14 protein-coding genes are annotated in these 17,711 nt (G+C 61.6%); 8 read left to right on the top strand and 6 right to left on the bottom strand.

Translation table 11 applies throughout. The features are described 5' to 3' along the window. Positions 1-24 precede the first annotated feature (24 nt). Positions 25-2,118, top strand: coding sequence for a TonB-dependent siderophore receptor (locus LOY52_RS01450; protein ID WP_258677905.1), 2,094 nt, complete (start codon positions 25-27; stop codon positions 2,116-2,118). 150 nt (positions 2,119-2,268) lie between these two features. Here LOY52_RS01450 and LOY52_RS01445 read toward each other — a convergent pair whose 3' ends face one another. From LOY52_RS01445 to LOY52_RS01435, 3 genes are all read right to left on the bottom strand, one after another. Further along, positions 2,269-2,481 carry a hypothetical protein gene (locus LOY52_RS01445; RefSeq protein WP_007961849.1) on the bottom strand — a complete coding sequence of 71 codons (213 nt, stop codon included), beginning with the start codon at positions 2,479-2,481 and terminating at the stop codon, positions 2,269-2,271. Positions 2,482-2,726: 245 nt separating this feature from the next. Next, positions 2,727-3,833, bottom strand: a complete 1,107-nt coding sequence (gene aguA, locus LOY52_RS01440) for an agmatine deiminase (RefSeq protein WP_007961848.1) — start codon at positions 3,831-3,833, stop codon at positions 2,727-2,729. A 226-nt stretch (positions 3,834-4,059) separates the two neighbouring features. Beyond that, positions 4,060-6,972 (bottom strand): aminotransferase, encoded by a 2,913-nt coding sequence (locus LOY52_RS01435; protein ID WP_258677903.1) that lies wholly within the window; start codon positions 6,970-6,972, stop codon positions 4,060-4,062. A 147-nt stretch (positions 6,973-7,119) separates the two neighbouring features. On the opposite strand from LOY52_RS01435, the gene rfbC reads away from it, so the two are divergent. The 4 genes from rfbC to LOY52_RS01415 are packed head-to-tail and all read left to right on the top strand — an operon-like array spanning position 7,120 to position 11,350. Then, on the top strand, positions 7,120-7,665 hold the full coding sequence (gene rfbC, locus LOY52_RS01430) for a dTDP-4-dehydrorhamnose 3,5-epimerase (protein WP_047290831.1): 546 nt from the start codon (positions 7,120-7,122) through the stop codon (positions 7,663-7,665). Between the two features lie 42 nt (positions 7,666-7,707). After that, on the top strand, positions 7,708-9,516 hold the full coding sequence (locus tag LOY52_RS01425) for an ATP-binding protein (protein WP_258677900.1): 1,809 nt from the start codon (positions 7,708-7,710) through the stop codon (positions 9,514-9,516). Beyond that, complete coding sequence (locus LOY52_RS01420; RefSeq protein WP_258677898.1) at positions 9,513-10,898, top strand: sigma-54 dependent transcriptional regulator; 1,386 nt, start codon at positions 9,513-9,515, stop codon at positions 10,896-10,898. Before LOY52_RS01425 ends, LOY52_RS01420 begins: the two co-directional genes overlap by 4 nt. Further along, complete coding sequence (locus LOY52_RS01415; RefSeq protein ID WP_258677896.1) at positions 10,895-11,350, top strand: thioesterase domain-containing protein; 456 nt, start codon at positions 10,895-10,897, stop codon at positions 11,348-11,350. Before LOY52_RS01420 ends, LOY52_RS01415 begins: the two co-directional genes overlap by 4 nt. Positions 11,351-11,435: 85 nt before the next feature. Here the strand turns inward: LOY52_RS01415 and cysQ are convergent, their stop codons facing one another. Next, positions 11,436-12,263, bottom strand: a complete 828-nt coding sequence (gene cysQ, locus LOY52_RS01410) for a 3'(2'),5'-bisphosphate nucleotidase CysQ (protein WP_258677894.1) — start codon at positions 12,261-12,263, stop codon at positions 11,436-11,438. Between the two features lie 11 nt (positions 12,264-12,274). Next, positions 12,275-12,841: an ADP compounds hydrolase NudE gene (gene nudE / locus LOY52_RS01405; RefSeq protein ID WP_258677891.1), complete on the bottom strand. Its 567-nt coding sequence runs from the start codon at positions 12,839-12,841 to the stop codon at positions 12,275-12,277. A gap of 88 nt (positions 12,842-12,929) precedes the next feature. Here nudE and yrfG point away from each other — a divergent pair, with 88 nt between their 5' ends. Next, the gene (yrfG, locus tag LOY52_RS01400) at positions 12,930-13,592 is read left to right on the top strand and encodes a GMP/IMP nucleotidase (RefSeq protein WP_258677889.1); all 663 of its coding nucleotides are present in this window, start codon (positions 12,930-12,932) and stop codon (positions 13,590-13,592) included. Between the two features lie 102 nt (positions 13,593-13,694). Here yrfG and lysM read toward each other — a convergent pair whose 3' ends face one another. Beyond that, complete coding sequence (lysM, locus tag LOY52_RS01395) at positions 13,695-14,135, bottom strand: peptidoglycan-binding protein LysM (RefSeq protein WP_027611221.1); 441 nt, start codon at positions 14,133-14,135, stop codon at positions 13,695-13,697. A gap of 188 nt (positions 14,136-14,323) precedes the next feature. Here lysM and fdhD point away from each other — a divergent pair, with 188 nt between their 5' ends. Then, on the top strand, positions 14,324-15,163 hold the full coding sequence (gene fdhD, locus LOY52_RS01390; RefSeq protein ID WP_258677886.1) for a formate dehydrogenase accessory sulfurtransferase FdhD: 840 nt from the start codon (positions 14,324-14,326) through the stop codon (positions 15,161-15,163). Continuing rightward, a complete protein-coding gene (locus LOY52_RS01385; protein ID WP_258677885.1) occupies positions 15,160-17,508 on the top strand; it encodes an FdhF/YdeP family oxidoreductase in 2,349 nt (782 codons plus the stop codon). Before fdhD ends, LOY52_RS01385 begins: the two co-directional genes overlap by 4 nt. Positions 17,509-17,711 lie beyond the last annotated feature (203 nt).

The following is a 17,711-nucleotide window of genomic DNA, read 5'->3' as shown; positions in this document are numbered from 1 at the left end:
TTACCCTTTCGGATGCGCTTTTCCATGCCTGCCCCGTTCCGCCTCACGCCTGTCACCCTTGGATTGTCTGTCTTTCTGTCCAGTGGTTTTGCTTACTCCGCCACCGAACTGCCCGCCACCGCGATCAGCGCCGAAGAACAGGCCGAGGACCCGCGCGTCAAGATCAGCACCACTGCGACTCGCACTTCGACCCCGGTGCGTTATGTGCCGCAGGCCATCGACTCGATCAAGACCACGAACGTCGCCGACTACGGCACCAACGACATCGGCGATGCTCTGAGCGGCATTCCCAACGTCAGCAGCAGCGCCGACACGCGCTTCGACAGCCTGCGCATCCGCGGCTTCGACGCCAGCAACGACTTCTATCTGGACGGCATTCGCGACGACAGCCAGTACAAGCGCGACCTGCACAACATCGAGCGGGTCGAAGTGCTCAAAGGTCCGGCGGCGGTACTTTACGGCCGTGGCAGCCAGGGCGGGATCGTCAACCGCGTGAGCAAGCTGCCCGAGTTCGGCCGTCGCTCGACCATCGAGGCCCAGGGCGGCAGCGAAGACCTGCGCAGCCTGTACGCCGACCTCAGCACCGACCCCAGCGAAAACCTCAGCCTGCGCCTGAACATGGGCAACATGGATGAAAACAGCTTCCGCGACGGCGTCAGTGGCAACCGCCAGCTGTTCGCCCCGTCGATGAGCTGGCAGCTGACCCCGGACCTCAACTGGCTGGTGCAATACGAATACAGTCGCTACAACCGTACGCCGGATCGCGGCATTCCGGGGGTGAATGGCCGCCCGGCAGACGTCGGCCGCGACACCACCTACGGCAACGATCACGATTTCATCGACGACAAGGCGCAGTCCCTGCGCTCGAAACTCACCTACGAGATCAACGACAACTGGCAGCTGCGCCAGACCTTGGGCGTGTTCAAGCTCGACAGCGATTTCGACAACACCTACCTCACCAACTTCGACTCGAAAACCAACAAGGTCGCGCGCCAGCACTGGCAGCAGGACCTGACCACCCGAAACGTCTACAACAACCTTGAGCTGGAAGGCGGTTTCGACACCTTTGGTCTCGAGCATCGCCTGCTGACCGGCGTCGAAATCGGCAGCCAGCGCCGCGATCCGAAGTTGTACAACGCCGCGACTGGCAAGACCCCGGGCGCACAACCGGTGCCATCGCTCGACCTGTACAACCCGAACCGCAATCTGCGCCACACCGGCAGCATGCAGGTGTTCAGCGACAGCCACACCGAAGTCGAAAGCCGCGCGGTCTACGTCCAGGATCAACTGCGCCTGAATGATCAATGGCAACTGCTGGCCGGCCTGCGCTACGACACCTTCGATATCGAGTCGACCAACAAGCTCAAGAACATCACTGAGGATCGCGACAGCCACAGCACCAGCCCGCGCGTCGGGATTGTCTGGACGCCGCTGCAGAATCATTCGTTCTACGCCTCGTGGTCGAAGACCTTCTCGCCAGTGGGCGGTGGCCTGATCGGCATCACCCCGGGCGCCGCCGGCAATAGCAACGACTTGAGTCCGGAGCTGACCAAACAGAAAGAAATCGGCGTAAAAAGCGACTGGCTGGATGATCGCTTGAGCACCACGCTGGCAATCTACGACCTGGAACTCTACAACCGCCGCACCAGCGACCCGAACGATCCGACCCTGACCGTCATGACCGGCCTTCAGCGCTCACGGGGTGTGGAGCTGACCGCCACCGGCAAACTGGTCGGCAACTGGTACATGCGCGGTGGCATCGGCGTGCAGGACACCACCATCGAGAAGGACAACAACGGCCTGGAAGGCAACCGCGTCAACAACGTGGCCAAACACAACGGCAGCCTGTTCCTGACCTGGAAACCGGAAATGGGCTGGTACGGTGAAACCGGCCTGACCCTGGTTGGCCAGCGTTATGCCGACAACGCCAACACCACCGTGCTGCCGGGTTATGGCCGCTGGGATGCGCTGCTCGGCTACCGCTTCAAGGACTGGGACTTGCGCGCGGCACTGAACAACATCACCGACCGCGAGTATTACGCCTCGGCCACCAGCCAATATCAGATCCAGCCAGGCGCACCGCGCAGCGTGGTGATGACCGGTACCTATAGTTTTTAAAAGCAGGATCAAAAGATCGCAGCCGTCGGCAGCTCCTACATGGGGTGGTGTGCTTCCCTGTAGGAGCTGCCGAAGGCTGCGATCTTTTCGCTTTTCCATAAAAAAGCGCCGCCATCCCGGCAGCGCTTTTACCAATCCCTGTTGTTTTTCTTATCCTTCCATCACAGCCCATAACGCTTCCAGTTCGGCCTCGCTGAACAGGCCAGCGGGGTAGCGCTCGATCATCATCCGGCGCGGATCAGGTTCCCTGATCTGACGCGTTCCGTTGGATTTCAAAAAGTGCGCGACAATCTGGAGCGATTCGCCGTTGACGGCCATGGGATGCAAAGTCCGCTCGCTGACTACGTTCACTTCGGCGTTCATTTCAGCGCTCTCTCCCCGTTCGTGAGCGGCTACGTTATCCAAGGTATATGACAGAACTGTTGAAGTTCCCCCCTCTCCCTAGTGCGCTTCGTCCGATACAAGAGCTATGCCAAGGTTTCCGATTTGTCGACAAGCGGATACAAACAAGCCCGCGGTCCAACCGGACCGCGGGCTTGTTTGAATGCATAGCAAGCTAATTTTTGCCCGGCCGATTTATGAATCAACTCAAGCTGTTACGTCTCAACTCACTCTTTGTGCGGGGCTGGCTGCTGTTGGGTAAGGCAGTGGATATTGCCGCCGCCCAGTAACAGTTCGCGGCCCGGCACCATCACCACTTCGTGCTGCGGGAACAGCTTCTGCAGGATTTCCCGCGCAGGCGCGTCCATGGGATCGTCGAAGCTCGGCGCAATGATGCCGCCGTTGACGATCAGGAAGTTCACATAGGATCCGGCCAGACGCACGGAAGGGTTGCGCTCTTGGGTACCGTCCACCGGATCGACACCGGCGCACTCTTCTTCGGTCGCGTACAGCGGCCCCGGAATCGGCATCTTGTGCACCGTGAACGGGCGGCCCTTGGCGTCGGTGCTGCTTTGCAGCACGTTCATCGCCGCCTGGCAGCGCGGGTAGTTCGGATCCTGCGGATCGTCGGTCCACGCCAGTAGCACTTCGCCCGGACGTACGTAGCAGCAGAAGTTATCCACATGGCCGTCGGTTTCGTCGTTGAACAGGCCATCCGGCAGCCAGATGATCTTGTCCACCGACAGATTGTCGCGCAGCACCGCTTCGATTTCTTCGCGGCCCAGGTGCGGGTTGCGGTTGTGATTGAGCAGGCACTCTTCAGTAGTGATCAGCGTGCCTTCACCGTCGACGTGAATCGAACCGCCTTCAAGCACAAAACCTTCGGTGCGATAACGCGGGCTGCGCTCGATTTCGAGGATCTTGCCACCGACCTGTGAATCACGGTTCCACGGCGAATACAGACCGCCTTCAAAACCACCCCAGGAGTTGAAGTCCCAGTTCACACCGCGCACTTCGCCACTGTTGTTGATGACGAACGTCGGCCCGGTATCACGCACCCAAGCATCATCGCTGGACATCTCGACCACACGGATATTCGGCACGTCGAGGCGTGCACGAGCGTTCTCGTACTGGCCGGCCGACACGGCAACCGTCACCGGTTCAAAACGGGCGATGGCCTTGGCCACTGCAACATGCGCGGCCTGCGCCGGTTTGCCACCCAGGCGCCAGTTGTCCGGACGCTCAGGCCAGATCATCCATGTCTGGGTCTGCGGCGCCCACTCGGCCGGCATGTAGAAACCATCGTCACGCGGGGTACTTTTCAAAGTGGTCATCGGATCAGGACTCCAGGGAACCGTCGAAGGGTTGCAAAGCGATGGCGATTTTATAACCGATAAATATCGGTATTAAAAGCTAAAAAACATCCAGACATCTAAAATCACACAACTATTATCGATATAAATCTGAATCTCTGTAGGAGCTGCCGTAGGCTGCGATCTGTTGATCTGGCTTTACAAAATCAAAAGATCGCAGCCTGCGGCAGCTCCTACAGGGTCTGGTTTAGAGACCTTCCTCAAGCACGCGATCCAGCATGTCGACAAAGAAATCCACACTGCGCCGCGAGGTGACCATCGGCGGTTTGATCTTGAGAATGTTCAGGTCATCCCCTGTCGGTTGCATGAAGATCCCCAGCTCGCGCAGGCGATCGCACAACAACGTGGTCTCCTCGGTGGCCGGCTCCAGCGTCTCGCGGTTGCGGATCAGCTCCACCCCCAGATAGAAACCGGAACCATGTACCGCGCCCACCAGCGGATGCTTATCGATCAAGGCTTCCAGCCGCGCCTTGAAATGCCCGCCGACCACCTGGGCATTTTCCCAGAGCTTTTCTTCTTCCATCACATCCAGCACCGCCATACCGACCTGGCAGCTCACCGGACTGCCGCCGGCCGACGAGAAGAAATAGCCTTCCGCTTCCAGCGCCTCGGCGATTTCCCGACGCGTAATGACGGCGCCGAGCGGCTGGCCGTTGCCCATGCCCTTGGCCATGGTGATGATGTCCGGCACCACGCCCTGCTCTTCGAAACCCCAGAAGAAGTGGCCCATGCGTCCGTAACCGACCTGGACTTCGTCGGCGATGCACACCCCGCCTTGGGCACGCACCAATGCGTACACCTGTTTCAGATACGTCGGCGGCAGCGAGATACCACCGGCATTGCCATACACCGGCTCGCAGATGAAGCCGGCCAGTTGGCGATCCTGCGCGGCGATATGCGCCAGTTGGGCTTCGACGCTGCGCACATAGTCCGGCGCAGAATCGGGGCCGCGGAACTCGCCACGGTAAATGTTCGGCGCGGTCACTGGGTGCACCCAGTCCGGACGGCTTTCCAGCGCTCGCGGGTTGTCGGCAACCGACGTCGACACCGCGTCGGCGCCGATGGTCCAGCCGTGATAAGCCTCCAGCACGCTGAGCATGTCGCGCCCGCCGCTGTAGGCCCACGCCAGACGGATCGCCAGGTCGTTGGCCTCGCTGCCACTGTTGACCAGGAACACCCGGTCCATGCCTTCCGGCGCCAGCTTCAGCAAGCGTTCGGAAAACTGCGCCACCGCCGCATAGTTGAAGCGCGAGTTGGTGTTGAGCAGCGACCACTGCCGCGCCGCCACCTGCGCCATGCGCGGATGGCCGTGACCGAGCACCGCGACGTTGTTGAGCATGTCGAGGTAGGAGCGGCCCTGCATGTCGATCAGGTGATTACGCCAGCCACGCTCGATGCGCGGCGGGTCGACGTAATAGTGTTTTTGCGTGCGGGCGAAACTGGCGTTGCGCCGTTCGAGCAAGGTTTTCGCGTCCAGCTCCGGCTCGGCATCGCAGGCCAGACCCAGCAAAGTGGCTGGCGATGGACACAGGGCCTGCCACGCTGCAGCGCGCGCAGGACTGCAGAACAATGGCGCATCCAGCGATGCAACGCGGCTCAACTGCACCTTCAACGAGCCATCGACCGTACCCAGCACCTGACCTTTGACCAGCGCCGCGCCGCTGTGCAGCGAGGCGTTCACGCCCCACAGGCGCACGCTGAGCTGCGGTCCGTCGAGTTGCAACACACCATCCGCCGCGTGATGCAGCACACCGGCGAACGGCGCTTCCACGGCCGAACCCTGCGGCACGCGCAACTCAACGTGCAGCGGGAACGTCTCCGGCTCGACGGCACTGTCGGGCCGCGTCTGCGACAAGCGATATTGCCCGTAACGACTCGCCGCCAGGCCATGCGCCGCGGCGGCTTCCGTCAGCAATCGTTGATCGATCCCCTGCTGCTCCCAGTTGCCCGCCTCGAAATGCGGACTCAGGACGCCAAGGTCGATCAGCGCAAATTCCCGCCCGACCAGCTCTGGCAACAGCGGCGCAAAACCCTCACTGCCGATCGCCGGAAGACGCTGGCCGACTGACGTGAGGATCGCCGCTTCCATCAGCGCCTGGGGTACAGAAGTGGCCACGTGGAAAATTTCCCATTCGTGGCCAAGGTTGTCGCGGCTATAGGTATTACCCGGATCGATGCTGACCTGTTGCTCGCCACTGAGCACCAGCACCGCCGCCCGCGCCACGATCAACGGCCACAACGCCAGCAACTCCTCATGTTGCAGCGGATTGACCGCGTGATAGGCCTGCACCGCCGGCAGAATCACAAACGGATCACCGCCGGCATGGTGCAGCAGCGCCGCGCACGTCACCGACAGATCGGTGATACGCCAGGTGCGCACCAGATCACCGAAGTCGATCACGCCCTGCAATTGCCAATGACGCTTGGCATCGCGTTGCCAGACAGCGTTATCGTCGGTGATGTCCATGTGGATCGCCTGCACCGGCAGCTTGTCCTGCAACGGCTGCAAGCGACGTTCGGCCTGTTCGGCGGCTTGCGCGATCAAGGCGCGCTGGCGCTCATCCTGAATCACCGGCAGCAGATGGCTGATCAGCGCACTGGCGTGGCGCGCATCCCATTGCAGCGTGCGCTGAAGGCCCGGGTGATCGAAGCCGGCCAGGGCCAGATCCATCTCGCCACACAGTTGACCGAAACCGGCCACCACGTCGCGGCCCAAGTGATCAAGATGAGTCAGCGACTGACCCTCGATGTAGTCCAGCAAACGCACGTGCACTGGCTCGCCGTCGGCCTCCAGCGATAACAGATCCGCGCCGTTACTGGCCGGAATCACTCTGGGTACGTGCACCGAAGAGTATTCGGCAAGGTACTTGAGGCCTGCATTCTGAGCCTGCAACTCCACAAGTGCATAGTCGCCGCGGCAGATTTTCAAGACAAAGCGCCCACGCTCACTGTCGACCCGATAATTCAGGTCCTGCTGACTGCCCAGCGCCTGTAGCGTGCCGCTGAGCCCGTAATGCTCGGCCAACCACTGCCGGGCCTGCGCCTCGGAGACCTGTGGGCTGGGCAAACTGGCGCGATGAATCAACGTGGCGAGCGGCATGGGACGACCCCTGAGATTTTATCAGGCGCCTATATCGCCATTGCTGCAGACGATGCGCAACCCCCGACCGGAGATATTCAAGCGCTCGCATCCGTCGGCACTTTGCGCAAGAATGGCGGCCATTCACCCCGATCTGGAAAAAACCTCATGAATGTAATCACCACCGATCTGCCCGGTGTTCTGATCATCGAACCCAAGGTATTTGGTGACGAGCGCGGCTTCTTCTACGAGAGTTTCAATGCCAAGGCATTCCAGGAAGCGACCGGTCTGGACACTCAGTTCGTTCAAGACAACCATTCGCGCTCGCAGAAAGGCGTGCTGCGCGGCCTGCATTACCAGCTGCAAAATACCCAAGGCAAACTGGTTCGGGTGACCGCCGGCGAAGTGCTTGATGTAGCCGTGGACATCCGTCGCAGCTCGCCGCACTTCGGCAAGTGGGTTGCTGTACGCCTGTCGGCCGAGAACCACCGTCAACTGTGGGTTCCGGAAGGCTTTGCCCATGGTTTCGTGGTGCTGAGCGAGTTCGCCGAATTCCTCTACAAGACCACCAACTACTACGATCCATCGTCCGAGCGCAGCATTCGCTGGGACGACCCTGCTCTGGGCATCGACTGGCAACTGGACGAAGCGCCGAAGCTGTCGGCCAAGGATCAGGTCGGTGCGCTGCTCAAGGACGCTGACGTCTTCGCCTGAGCCTAGGCATAATGCGTCTGTTCACTCAGGCGCATCCGGCTCATGAAACCTACCCTTCCCCGCAGACCCCGCTGGCGCAGCCTCGCGCTGCTGGCCCTGTGTCTGGCGCCGCTGCTATGGCCGCTGGAGCATCTGGCCGAGCGCTATTACCGCAGTGAACTGGCCGGGCAAAACCGCCAGACCCTCGACCTCTACGTCGCCAACCTGCTGGGCACCCTGCACCGTTATGAAGTGTTGCCGCAGATTCTCGGCGACCTGCCAGCCCTGCGCGCCGTGCTCGGGGCGCCGGACGACGGCGTCACCCAGGGCAATGCCAACCGCCTGCTGAAAAACATTGCCGCACAGACTGGCGCCGAAGTCATGTACCTGATGGACACCAGCGGCCAGACCCTGGCGGCGTCGAACTGGGACAAACATGACAGCTTCGTCGGGCGCAATTTCGCTTTCCGTCCGTATTTCAGCGAAGCGATGGCCGGACGTCTGGGGCGTTTCTTCGGCCTCGGCACCACTTCGGCCAAACGCGGTTATTTCTTCGCCGCGGCAGTGCGCAACGGCGAAAAAATCATTGGTGTGCTGGTGATCAAAGTCGACCTCGATCACACCGAAAGCCTGTGGGGCAAAACCCCGGAACAACTGCTGGTGACCGACCACAACGGCGTGGTGATTCTCACCTCGCGCCCGGAATGGCGCTTTCGTTCAACCCGCATTTTGAGCGACACCGAGCGCTCGGCGATCACCGCCATCCTGCCCTATCCGACCCGCGAGCCGCGCCCGCTGAACCTCAGCGACAGCGCCTGGCTGACCCAAACCGTCGATATCGCCGAAACCGGCTGGAGCGTCAGTATCCTCGCTCCGCGCACGCTGATCGACCGTCCGGTGCGCACCGTGGTGGCGATCGGCGGCGCCACGCTGTTGGTGGTGATGCTGTTGCTCGGGCTGATGATGCAGCGCCGTCGGCATTACCTGGAACGCATCGCCTTTGAGGCCAAGGCCCGTCGTGAACTGGAAGGTCGGGTTGCCGAGCGGACCAGCGATCTGGAGGGCCTCAACCGCCGACTCAAGCAAGAAGTGCTGGAGCGCGAACAGGCTCAGCAGGAACTGGTGCGTGCCCAGGACGATCTGGTCCAGGCCGGCAAACTCTCGGCGCTGGGCACGATGTCGGCGAGTATCAGCCACGAACTCAATCAGCCGCTGGCGGCGATTCGCAGTTACGCGGAAAACGCCGAAGTACTGCTCGATCATCAACGCACCGACGATGCTCGCGGCAACCTCAAACTGATCAGCGAACTGACCGGGCGCATGGCCTCGATCATCGCCCACCTGCGTGCCTTCGCCCGCCGCGACCGCCACGCCCCGGAAAGCGTCGCCCTGCAACCGGCGCTGGACGATGCGCTGGCGTTGCTGGCCAAACGGCGCCGCAGCATGGAAGTCGAGCTGATCCGCGACCTGCCCGCCGCCACGCTGTGGGTCGAGGCCGGGGAAACCCGTTTGCGTCAGGTGCTCGGCAATCTGCTGGCCAATGCCCTCGATGCGCTGACCGAAAAAGGCCCGCCGCGCAAACTGTGGCTGAGTGCCGAATCCACCGCCGATGGCGTCAATCTGTACATTCGCGACAACGGTCCGGGTTTCTGCATGGAAGCCCTCGGCCGCGCCAGCGAGCCCTTCTACACCACCAAGACCCGAACTCAGGGCCTTGGTCTGGGGCTGGCCATCTGTGAAACCCTGATGCGCGCCTTCGGCGGTGAACTGTCGTTCGCCAACCACAAGCAAGGTGGCGCCTTGATCACCCTGCGGCTGCGCGCCGGTGCGCCCGGGGTCAGCCTGCAACCGTCCGAGGATCGAAGTGCATGACCATCGACAATCGCATTCAGGTGGTGTTGATCGACGACGATCCGCACCTGCGTCAGGCCCTCGGCCAGACCCTGGACCTGGCCGGGCTGAAGATCCTCCCGCTGTCCGAAGCCCAAGGTCTGGCCGGGCAACTGGAGCGTGACTGGCCCGGCGTGGTGGTCAGCGACATCCGCATGCCGGGCATGGACGGCCTGGAGCTGTTGAGCGAATTGCACGCTCAGGATCCGGAGCTGCCGGTGCTGCTGATCACCGGCCACGGCGATGTGCCGCTGGCGGTGCAGGCGATGCGTGCCGGCGCCTATGACTTTCTGGAAAAACCGTTCGCCAGTGACGCGCTGCTCGACAGCGTGCGCCGCGCCCTGGCCCTGCGCCGGCTGGTGCTGGACAACCGCAGCCTGCGCCTGGCCCTGAGCGATCGCAACGAACTGAGCGCACGACTGGTCGGCCACTCGGCGCCGATGCTGCGCCTGCGCGAGCAGATCGGCGCGCTGGCGGCGACCAAGGCGGACGTGTTGATCCTCGGTGAAACCGGCGCTGGCAAAGAGGTCGTGGCCCGTGCGCTGCACGATTTGTCGAGCCGGCGCAACGGCCCGTTCGTGGCGATCAACGCCGGGGCGCTGGCCGAGTCGGTGGTCGAGAGCGAGCTGTTCGGGCATGAGCCGGGCGCGTTCACTGGCGCGCAGAAACGCCGGATCGGCAAATTCGAATTCGCCAACGGCGGCACGCTGTTTCTCGATGAAATCGAAAGCATGAGCATGGACGTGCAGGTGAAACTGCTGCGCATGCTGCAAGAGCGCGTGGTCGAACGTCTGGGTGGCAATCAGTTGATCCCGCTGGACATCCGCGTCATCGCCGCGACCAAGGAAGACCTGCGTCAGGCCGCTGATCAAGGGCGTTTTCGCGCCGACTTGTATTACCGTCTGAACGTTGCACCGCTGCGCATTCCGCCACTGCGCGAACGCGGCGAGGACGCGCTGGTGCTGTTCCAGCATTACGCCGATGAAGCCAGCGCCCGCCATGGCCTGCCGCCTCACGAACTGCAACCGGCGCAACGCGCATTGCTGCTGCGCCACACCTGGCCGGGCAACGTGCGCGAACTGCAGAACGCCGCCGAGCGGTTCGCCCTCGGTCTGGAACTGGCGCTGGATAACAGTGGAAGCGAAAGCGGCGGCACCAGCGTGGAAGTCATCAGTGGCGGCCTGAGCGAGCAAGTGGAAAACTTCGAGAAGTCGTTGATTGCCGCCGAGCTGGCGCGCTCACACAGTTCGGTGCGCAGCCTCGCCGAAGCCCTGGGTATTCCGCGCAAGACCCTGCACGACAAACTGCGCAAGCACGGCTTGAATTTCGCCGACAGTAACGCCCATGGAGACGAAGCCGAATGAGCCGCGACAGTCGCTATCTGGAATCGGTGCTGCATCACGACATTCCCCTGACCCACGAGATGGGCCTCAAGGTTCTCGCCTGGCACGAGCAACAGCTGAGTCTGCACTTGCCGCTGGAGCCGAACGTCAATCACAAGAGCACCATGTTCGGCGGCAGTCTCTACTGCGGCGCGGTGCTGGCGGGTTGGGGCTGGCTGCATCTGCGCCTGAAAGAAGAAGGCATCGAAGACGGGCACATCGTGATTCAGGAAGGTCAGATCAGCTATCCGCTGCCCGTGACCGGTGATGCCACAGCGATTTGTCCGCCACCGGAAGCGGCGGTCTGGAAGAAGTTTCTGGCGATGTATCAGCGTTATGGGCGGGCACGATTGACGCTCAACACGCAGATCGTCAACGCCGGGAGTGATGAAGATGCTGTGACGTTCAGCGGGCAATACGTTCTGCACCGCTGAAGCAAAAGATCGCAGCCTTCGGCAGCTCCTACAGGGGGATGCGAGATCCTCTATCGGAGTTGCCGCAGGCTGCGATCTTTTGATCTTATGAGCGAGCCAGTTCCAGCAATCTGGACCGCCAAGCCGCCTTCGCCGGCAACGCCAGAAAGAACTCATTGAGCAGCGATTCCCGCGCCGGATAACAGAACGCTTCGCCCTGCAGATCCAACACTTCGCCGCCAGCACCTTCGAGCACGCCCTGCGCCGCCGCGGTGTCCCATTGCGACGTCGGCGCCAGTCTTGGGTAGCAATCCGCCGCCCCTTCAGCCAGCAGACAAAACTTCAGCGAACTGCCGATATTCGCCAGTTGCAACTCGCCCAGGCTGGCGCTCAAACCGGCAAGCAGCCGCTCTTGCTCCGGACTCGAGTGCCGACGGCTCGCCACCACGGTGAACGCTTCACCGGGCGCGAGCGCATCACGCACCTGAATCGCCACCGGCGAACCACCTTTATCCCCACGCCACGCGCCGAGACTGGCTCCGCCGACATAGAACCGGCCATTGGTCGGCATCGTCACCACGCCAAACACCACCCGACCGTTTTCGATCAGGGCGATGTTCACGGTGAATTCTTCACTGCCGCTGATGAACTCCTTGGTGCCATCCAGAGGGTCCACCAACCACCAGCGCTGCCACCCGGCGCGCACGCTCTGCGGGATGTTGGCATCTTCCTCGGACAGAATCGGAATCCTGGAGTCCAGCGCGGTCAACCCGGCAACGATGACGTGGTGCGCGGCCATGTCCGCTGCGGTCACTGGTGAATCATCGGACTTGGCGGTGACCTCCACGCCAGAGCGCCAGAACGCCAGAATCGCCTCGCCAGCCTGCAATGCCAGCTCAACCACCGGCGCCATCAACGGATGGGGAAACTTCATCGATACCTCACTCATGACTGAAAGAACCCGCGCTGGGTCAACAGATCACGCGCCAGGTACAGCGCCGCCAAGGCACGGCCTTCGGTAAATTGCGGGTTCTGCGCCAGCGCGGCCAGTTCACCCAGGTTGACCTTGTCGACGCGCATCGGCTCCGGCTCGTCGCCCTCCAGACGCTCCTCGTACAGATCGGTGGCCAGCACCACCTGGATCTTCTGGCTCATGTAACCGGGCGACAGCGACAACTCGGTCAGATGTTCCAGCTGGCGCGCGCCGAAACCGGCCTCTTCCTTGAGCTCGCGCTCGGCCGCTGCCAGCACATCTTCACCCGGCTCGATCAGGCCTTTGGGCAGAGACAGTTCGTATTCGTCGGTGCCGCCGCAGTATTCCTCGACCAACACCGCGTGCTCGCTGTCGAGCATCGCCACAATCATCACCGCGCCATAACCCGCGCCTTTGCCGACCAGACGCTCGTAGGTACGTTCCACGCCATTGGAAAAACGCAGCTTCAGTTCTTCGACGCAAAACAGACGACTGGTGGCGACGATCTCGCGGGCGAGTACAGTGGGTTTCTGGCGCATGCAAAGCTCCTTGGCGTGAACGCGCTACTATAACGCGGCTTTCCCGATTGTTTGTGTCGGATATCTTTCTACCGCTCGAGACGTTGCCATGCCTTCTTTACCGTGGTCTGACATCGATACCGTCCTGCTGGACATGGACGGTACCCTGCTGGATCTGCACTTCGACAACCATTTCTGGCTGGAACACCTGCCGCAACGCTACGCCGAACTGCACGGGGTGAGCCGGGCCATGGCCGAGATGGAATTGCAGCCGCTGTTCGAGCGCCATGCCGGCCAGTTACAGTGGTACTGCCTGGATTTCTGGAGTGCCGAGCTGAAGCTGTCAGTCCGTGAACTGAAACTGGAAACCGCGCACCTGATCGCGCTGCGCCCGGATGCCGACACTTTTCTGCAGGCGATCAAAAAGGCCGGCAAACGGGTGATCATGATCACCAACGCCCACCGCGATTCACTGTCGTTGAAACTGGAACGGATCGAGCTGGCGCCGTATTTCGAACGGCTGATCAGCTCGCACGATTACGGTTTCCCCAAAGAGAATCCGCAGTTCTGGGATGCCTTGCAGGCGGATATCGATTTTGATCCGGCGCGCAGTCTGTTTATCGATGACACCTTGCCAATCCTGCGCAGCGCCCGGGATTTCGGCGTGGCGCATCTGTTGGCGGTGAAAGAGCCGGACAGTCGCAAGGGGCCGAAGGACACGGCTGAGTTTGCGGCAGTTGAAGACTACCGCGATTTGGTCCAGGGACTCTGATTTCCTGCAGGAGCTGCCGAAGGCTGCGATCTTTTGACTTTGATTGTTTAAAAAACACGATCAAAAGATCGCAGCCTTCGGCAGCTCCTACAGGGTGTTGTGTTACTCAGGGATACGCAGGGTCTGGCCCGGGTAGATTTTGTTTACATCCTTGAGCATTGGTTTGTTGGCCTCAAAGATCTTGTTGTACTGGTTGGCGTTGCCATACACCGCCAGGGAAATCGCGCTGAGGGTGTCGCCCTTTTTCACCACTACAAAACGCGCGGCGGCCACCACCGGCCCGGTCACGGTGATCTGATCATCAACGCTGCCCACGCCTTCGATATTACCCACCGCCAGCAAAATCTTTTCCTTCTCCTCCTGGCTTGCGACCTCACCGGTGACCGTCACCTTGTCGCCGTCCACGGTGGCCTGAACATTCGGGTTGCCCAACCCGACCTTGCTGATATGTTCCTTCAACTGCTCACTGGCATTGGCATTGCCCGGGGTCAGCAGGTCGATCAGCTTTTCACCGGCCTCTTTCACAAAGCTCAACAGACTCATAGCGCACACTCCTTGATTTGGGTTCCAGACGTCCAAGCCTAGACCACACCAGAGCAACCCGGTTCCGGACCGACCAATGACCCGGCAGCCGCTTGATCGACGCCATCTATCAATAGATCGACAGTACCGATTAGACGCGACAAGTTGCCGCGCCTAGTCTTAGCGTTGATCAATCCGTCGGTGATGCCATGAACGCCAAGCGCCCAACTTGCGCGGCGCCTGCACTCGAAACGCCCGCGCCCGCCGCCAGCCAGACCTACAGCTACAGCGATCTGCCCCTCGTAGAATCGGCCAGCACCGCGCTCGCCGAGGAAGTCGCGCTGGCGATCGCCTACAACGGCATCAGTCAGGCGGTGATGCTGGTAACGCCGACGGATCTGGAAGACTTCATCGTCGGTTTCAGCTTGGGCAGCGGCATCATCGAAGACGCCAGCGACATTTATGACCTGCAACTGACCGGCGCAGGCTCCGCGCAATACGCGCAAGTGACCATCGCCAACCGCGCGTTCTGGAACCTCAAGCAACAGCGCCGCCAGTTGGCCGGCACCAGCGGTTGCGGGTTGTGTGGCGTTGAAGCCGTCGAGCAAGCGTTGCCCGATCTGAACGTCCTGCCCGGTGCACCGTTACCGCCTGCCGCATGGCTCGACGGCCTGCGCCAGCGCATCGGCGCGTTCCAGCCGCTTGGTCAGCACTGCGGCGCGGTTCACGCGGCGGTGTTCATGAATGCCAGCGGTGAATTGCTGCTGGGCCGTGAAGACATCGGCCGGCACAACGCCCTCGACAAACTGATTGGTGGCCTGATCCGCCAGAAGATTTCCACCGAAGGCGGCTTGGCGATTGTCACCAGCCGTTGCAGTCTCGAATTGATCCAGAAAGTTTTACGCGCCGGCATCCAGACTCTGGTCAGCCTGTCCGCGCCCACGGGCCTTGCCGTGCAATGGGCCCGTCGCCACAACCTCAATCTCATCCACCTGCCGCAGAAGAATGCGCCGCGGGTCTACAGCCCAGCGATGGAGTATCAAGCGTGAGCCAACATCATCAAGCCGACCAGAAACCTGTCCCGCGCTACAAACCTTACAAAGGTGCAGCCGGCGGCTGGGGTGCGTTGATCAGCGTGGCCCAAGCCTGGTTGACCAGCGACAACGCGCTGAAAAACCTGCGCATGATGCTCAAGACCAACCAGAACGGCGGCTTCGACTGCCCGGGCTGCGCCTGGGGCGATTCGCCGGAGAGCGGCATGGTCAAGTTCTGCGAGAACGGCGCCAAAGCGGTGAACTGGGAAGCGACGAAACGTCGGGTGGACGGCAAGTTTTTCGCCAAACACAGCGTCACTTCGTTACTGGAGCAGAGTGACTACTGGCTTGAATATCAGGGTCGTCTGACCGAGCCGATGGTCTACGACGCCGAGACCGACCGCTACAAACCCATCGCCTGGGACGACGCCTTCGCCCTGATCGGAAAACACCTGCAAGCACTGTCGAGTCCGGACCAGGCCGAGTTCTACACTTCGGGCCGTGCCAGCAACGAAGCGGCGTACCTGTATCAGCTGTTCGTGCGCGCCTACGGCACCAACAACTTCCCGGACTGCTCGAACATGTGCCACGAGGCCAGCGGTGTGGCGTTGGCGCAAAGCGTTGGCGTCGGCAAAGGCACCGTAACCTTTGACGACTTCGAACACGCCGACGCGATTTTCGTCTGGGGCCAGAACCCCGGCACCAATCATCCACGGATGCTCGAACCGCTGCGTGAAGCGGTGAAGCGCGGCGCGCAAGTGGTGTGCATCAACCCGCTGAAGGAACGTGGCCTGGAACGTTTCCAGCACCCGCAGCACCCGATCGAAATGCTCACCAACGGCGACAAGCCGACCAACACCGCGTACTTCCGTCCTGCACTGGGCGGCGACATGGCGGTGCTGCGCGGCATGGCCAAGTTCCTCCTGCAGTGGGAGCGCGATGCGCAGAAGGCCGGTGAGCCTGCGGTGTTCGATCACGACTTCCTCAATGCCCACAGCACCAACGTGCTGGAGTATCTGGGCGTGGTCGATGACACGCCTTGGGAGCAGATCGTCGCGCAGTCCGGCCTGACCCTGGTGGAGATCGAGCAAGCGGCGCGCATGTACGCCAAAGGCAAGAATGTGATCATGTGCTGGGCGATGGGCATCACCCAGCATCGCCACTCGGTGCCGACCATCCAGGAAATCGCCAACCTGATGCTGCTGCGCGGCAACGTCGGCAAACCCGGCGCCGGTCTGTGCCCGGTGCGCGGTCACAGTAACGTGCAGGGCGACCGCACCATGGGCATCAACGAGCGTCCGCCGGTGGCGTTCCTCGATTCTCTCGAGCGGCGTTTCCAGTTCAAGGTGCCGCGTGACAACGGGCACAACGTGGTCGAGGCGATCCACGCCATGGCCGAGGGCCGCGCCAAGGTTTTCATCGGTCTTGGCGGTAACTTTGCCCAGGCCACGCCGGACAGCCCGCGCACCTTCGCGGCGCTGAGCAATTGCGACCTGACTGTGCAGATCAGCACCAAGCTCAACCGCAGCCATCTGGCCCACGGAAAAGACGCACTGATCCTGCCGTGCCTGGGTCGAACCGATATCGATATCCAGGCCGAAGGCCCGCAAGCGGTCACCGTGGAGGACTCGTTCAGCATGGTCCATGCCTCCAATGGCCAGCTGCAGCCGCTGTCGAACCAGATGCGCTCGGAACCGGCGATCATCGCCGGCATCGCCGCCGCCACGCTGGGCAGCAAACCGGTGGACTGGAACTGGCTGGTGGCCGATTACCGGCGCATCCGCGACCTGATCGCCGACACCATTCCGGGCTTCAAGGACTTCAACGAGAAGGTCAAGAACCCGGGCGGTTTCTATCTCGGCAACAGTGCCGGTGCACGCAAGTGGAACACCCCGTCGGGCCGGGCCAATTTCCGCGCGAACCTGCTGCCCAAGGACCTTGTGCATGAACGTACCCGTGCCACCGGGCAACTGCCGGATCTGATCCTGCAATCGATGCGCTCCCACGATCAGTACAACACCACCATCTATGGCCTCGACGACCGTTACCGTGGGGTCAAGGGCCAGCGCGACGTGCTGTTCGCCAACGAGGCCGACATCATTCGCCTGGGCTTCCGCCCGGGACAGAAGGCCGATATCGTGTCGATCTGGGACGATGGTCGTGAGCGTCGGGTGAAGGGGTTTACCTTGCTGGCGTTTGATATTCCGGCGGGTCAGGCAGCGGCTTACTACCCGGAAGTGAATCCGCTGGTGCCGCTGGAAAGCACCGGGGATGGCAGCCATACGCCGACATCGAAGTTCATTGCGATCCGGCTGGAGGCAGCAAGCGAGACTGGGTTGATCATGGCCAAGTCTGCTTAAACACGCTGCCCAGTGGCGAGGGAGCTTGTTCCCGCAGGACTCCCTCCGTTTTGCATTTTTTGGGGCCGCTTCGCGGCCCGGCGGGAGCAAGCTCCCTTGCCACAAGATTTGTGTTGAATCTCTGTTTCCTGAAGCTTCCATACGCCCACAAAAAAGGCCGCTTTTTCTCAAAAGCGGCCTGTCCGAAGTAGCTAAAGACCGGC

The organism is Pseudomonas sp. B21-051 (genome assembly GCF_024748795.1).
GTDB classification, from domain to species: Bacteria; Pseudomonadota; Gammaproteobacteria; order Pseudomonadales; family Pseudomonadaceae; genus Aquipseudomonas; species Aquipseudomonas putida_A.
Note: the sequence above shows the minus strand (reverse complement) of the source record. Positions and strands in the feature narration are given on the sequence as shown.

Coding starts and splice junctions, on each gene's coding strand:
- LOY52_RS01450 (WP_258677905.1), top strand. CDS start 25: ATGCCTGCCCCGTTCCGCCTCACGCCTGTCACCCTTGGATTGTCTGTC.
- LOY52_RS01445 (WP_007961849.1), bottom strand. CDS start 2,481: ATGAACGCCGAAGTGAACGTAGTCAGCGAGCGGACTTTGCATCCCATG.
- aguA (WP_007961848.1), bottom strand. CDS start 3,833: ATGACCACTTTGAAAAGTACCCCGCGTGACGATGGTTTCTACATGCCG.
- LOY52_RS01435 (WP_258677903.1), bottom strand. CDS start 6,972: ATGCCGCTCGCCACGTTGATTCATCGCGCCAGTTTGCCCAGCCCACAG.
- rfbC (WP_047290831.1), top strand. CDS start 7,120: ATGAATGTAATCACCACCGATCTGCCCGGTGTTCTGATCATCGAACCC.
- LOY52_RS01425 (WP_258677900.1), top strand. CDS start 7,708: ATGAAACCTACCCTTCCCCGCAGACCCCGCTGGCGCAGCCTCGCGCTG.
- LOY52_RS01420 (WP_258677898.1), top strand. CDS start 9,513: ATGACCATCGACAATCGCATTCAGGTGGTGTTGATCGACGACGATCCG.
- LOY52_RS01415 (WP_258677896.1), top strand. CDS start 10,895: ATGAGCCGCGACAGTCGCTATCTGGAATCGGTGCTGCATCACGACATT.
- cysQ (WP_258677894.1), bottom strand. CDS start 12,263: ATGAAGTTTCCCCATCCGTTGATGGCGCCGGTGGTTGAGCTGGCATTG.
- nudE (WP_258677891.1), bottom strand. CDS start 12,841: ATGCGCCAGAAACCCACTGTACTCGCCCGCGAGATCGTCGCCACCAGT.
- yrfG (WP_258677889.1), top strand. CDS start 12,930: ATGCCTTCTTTACCGTGGTCTGACATCGATACCGTCCTGCTGGACATG.
- lysM (WP_027611221.1), bottom strand. CDS start 14,135: ATGAGTCTGTTGAGCTTTGTGAAAGAGGCCGGTGAAAAGCTGATCGAC.
- fdhD (WP_258677886.1), top strand. CDS start 14,324: ATGAACGCCAAGCGCCCAACTTGCGCGGCGCCTGCACTCGAAACGCCC.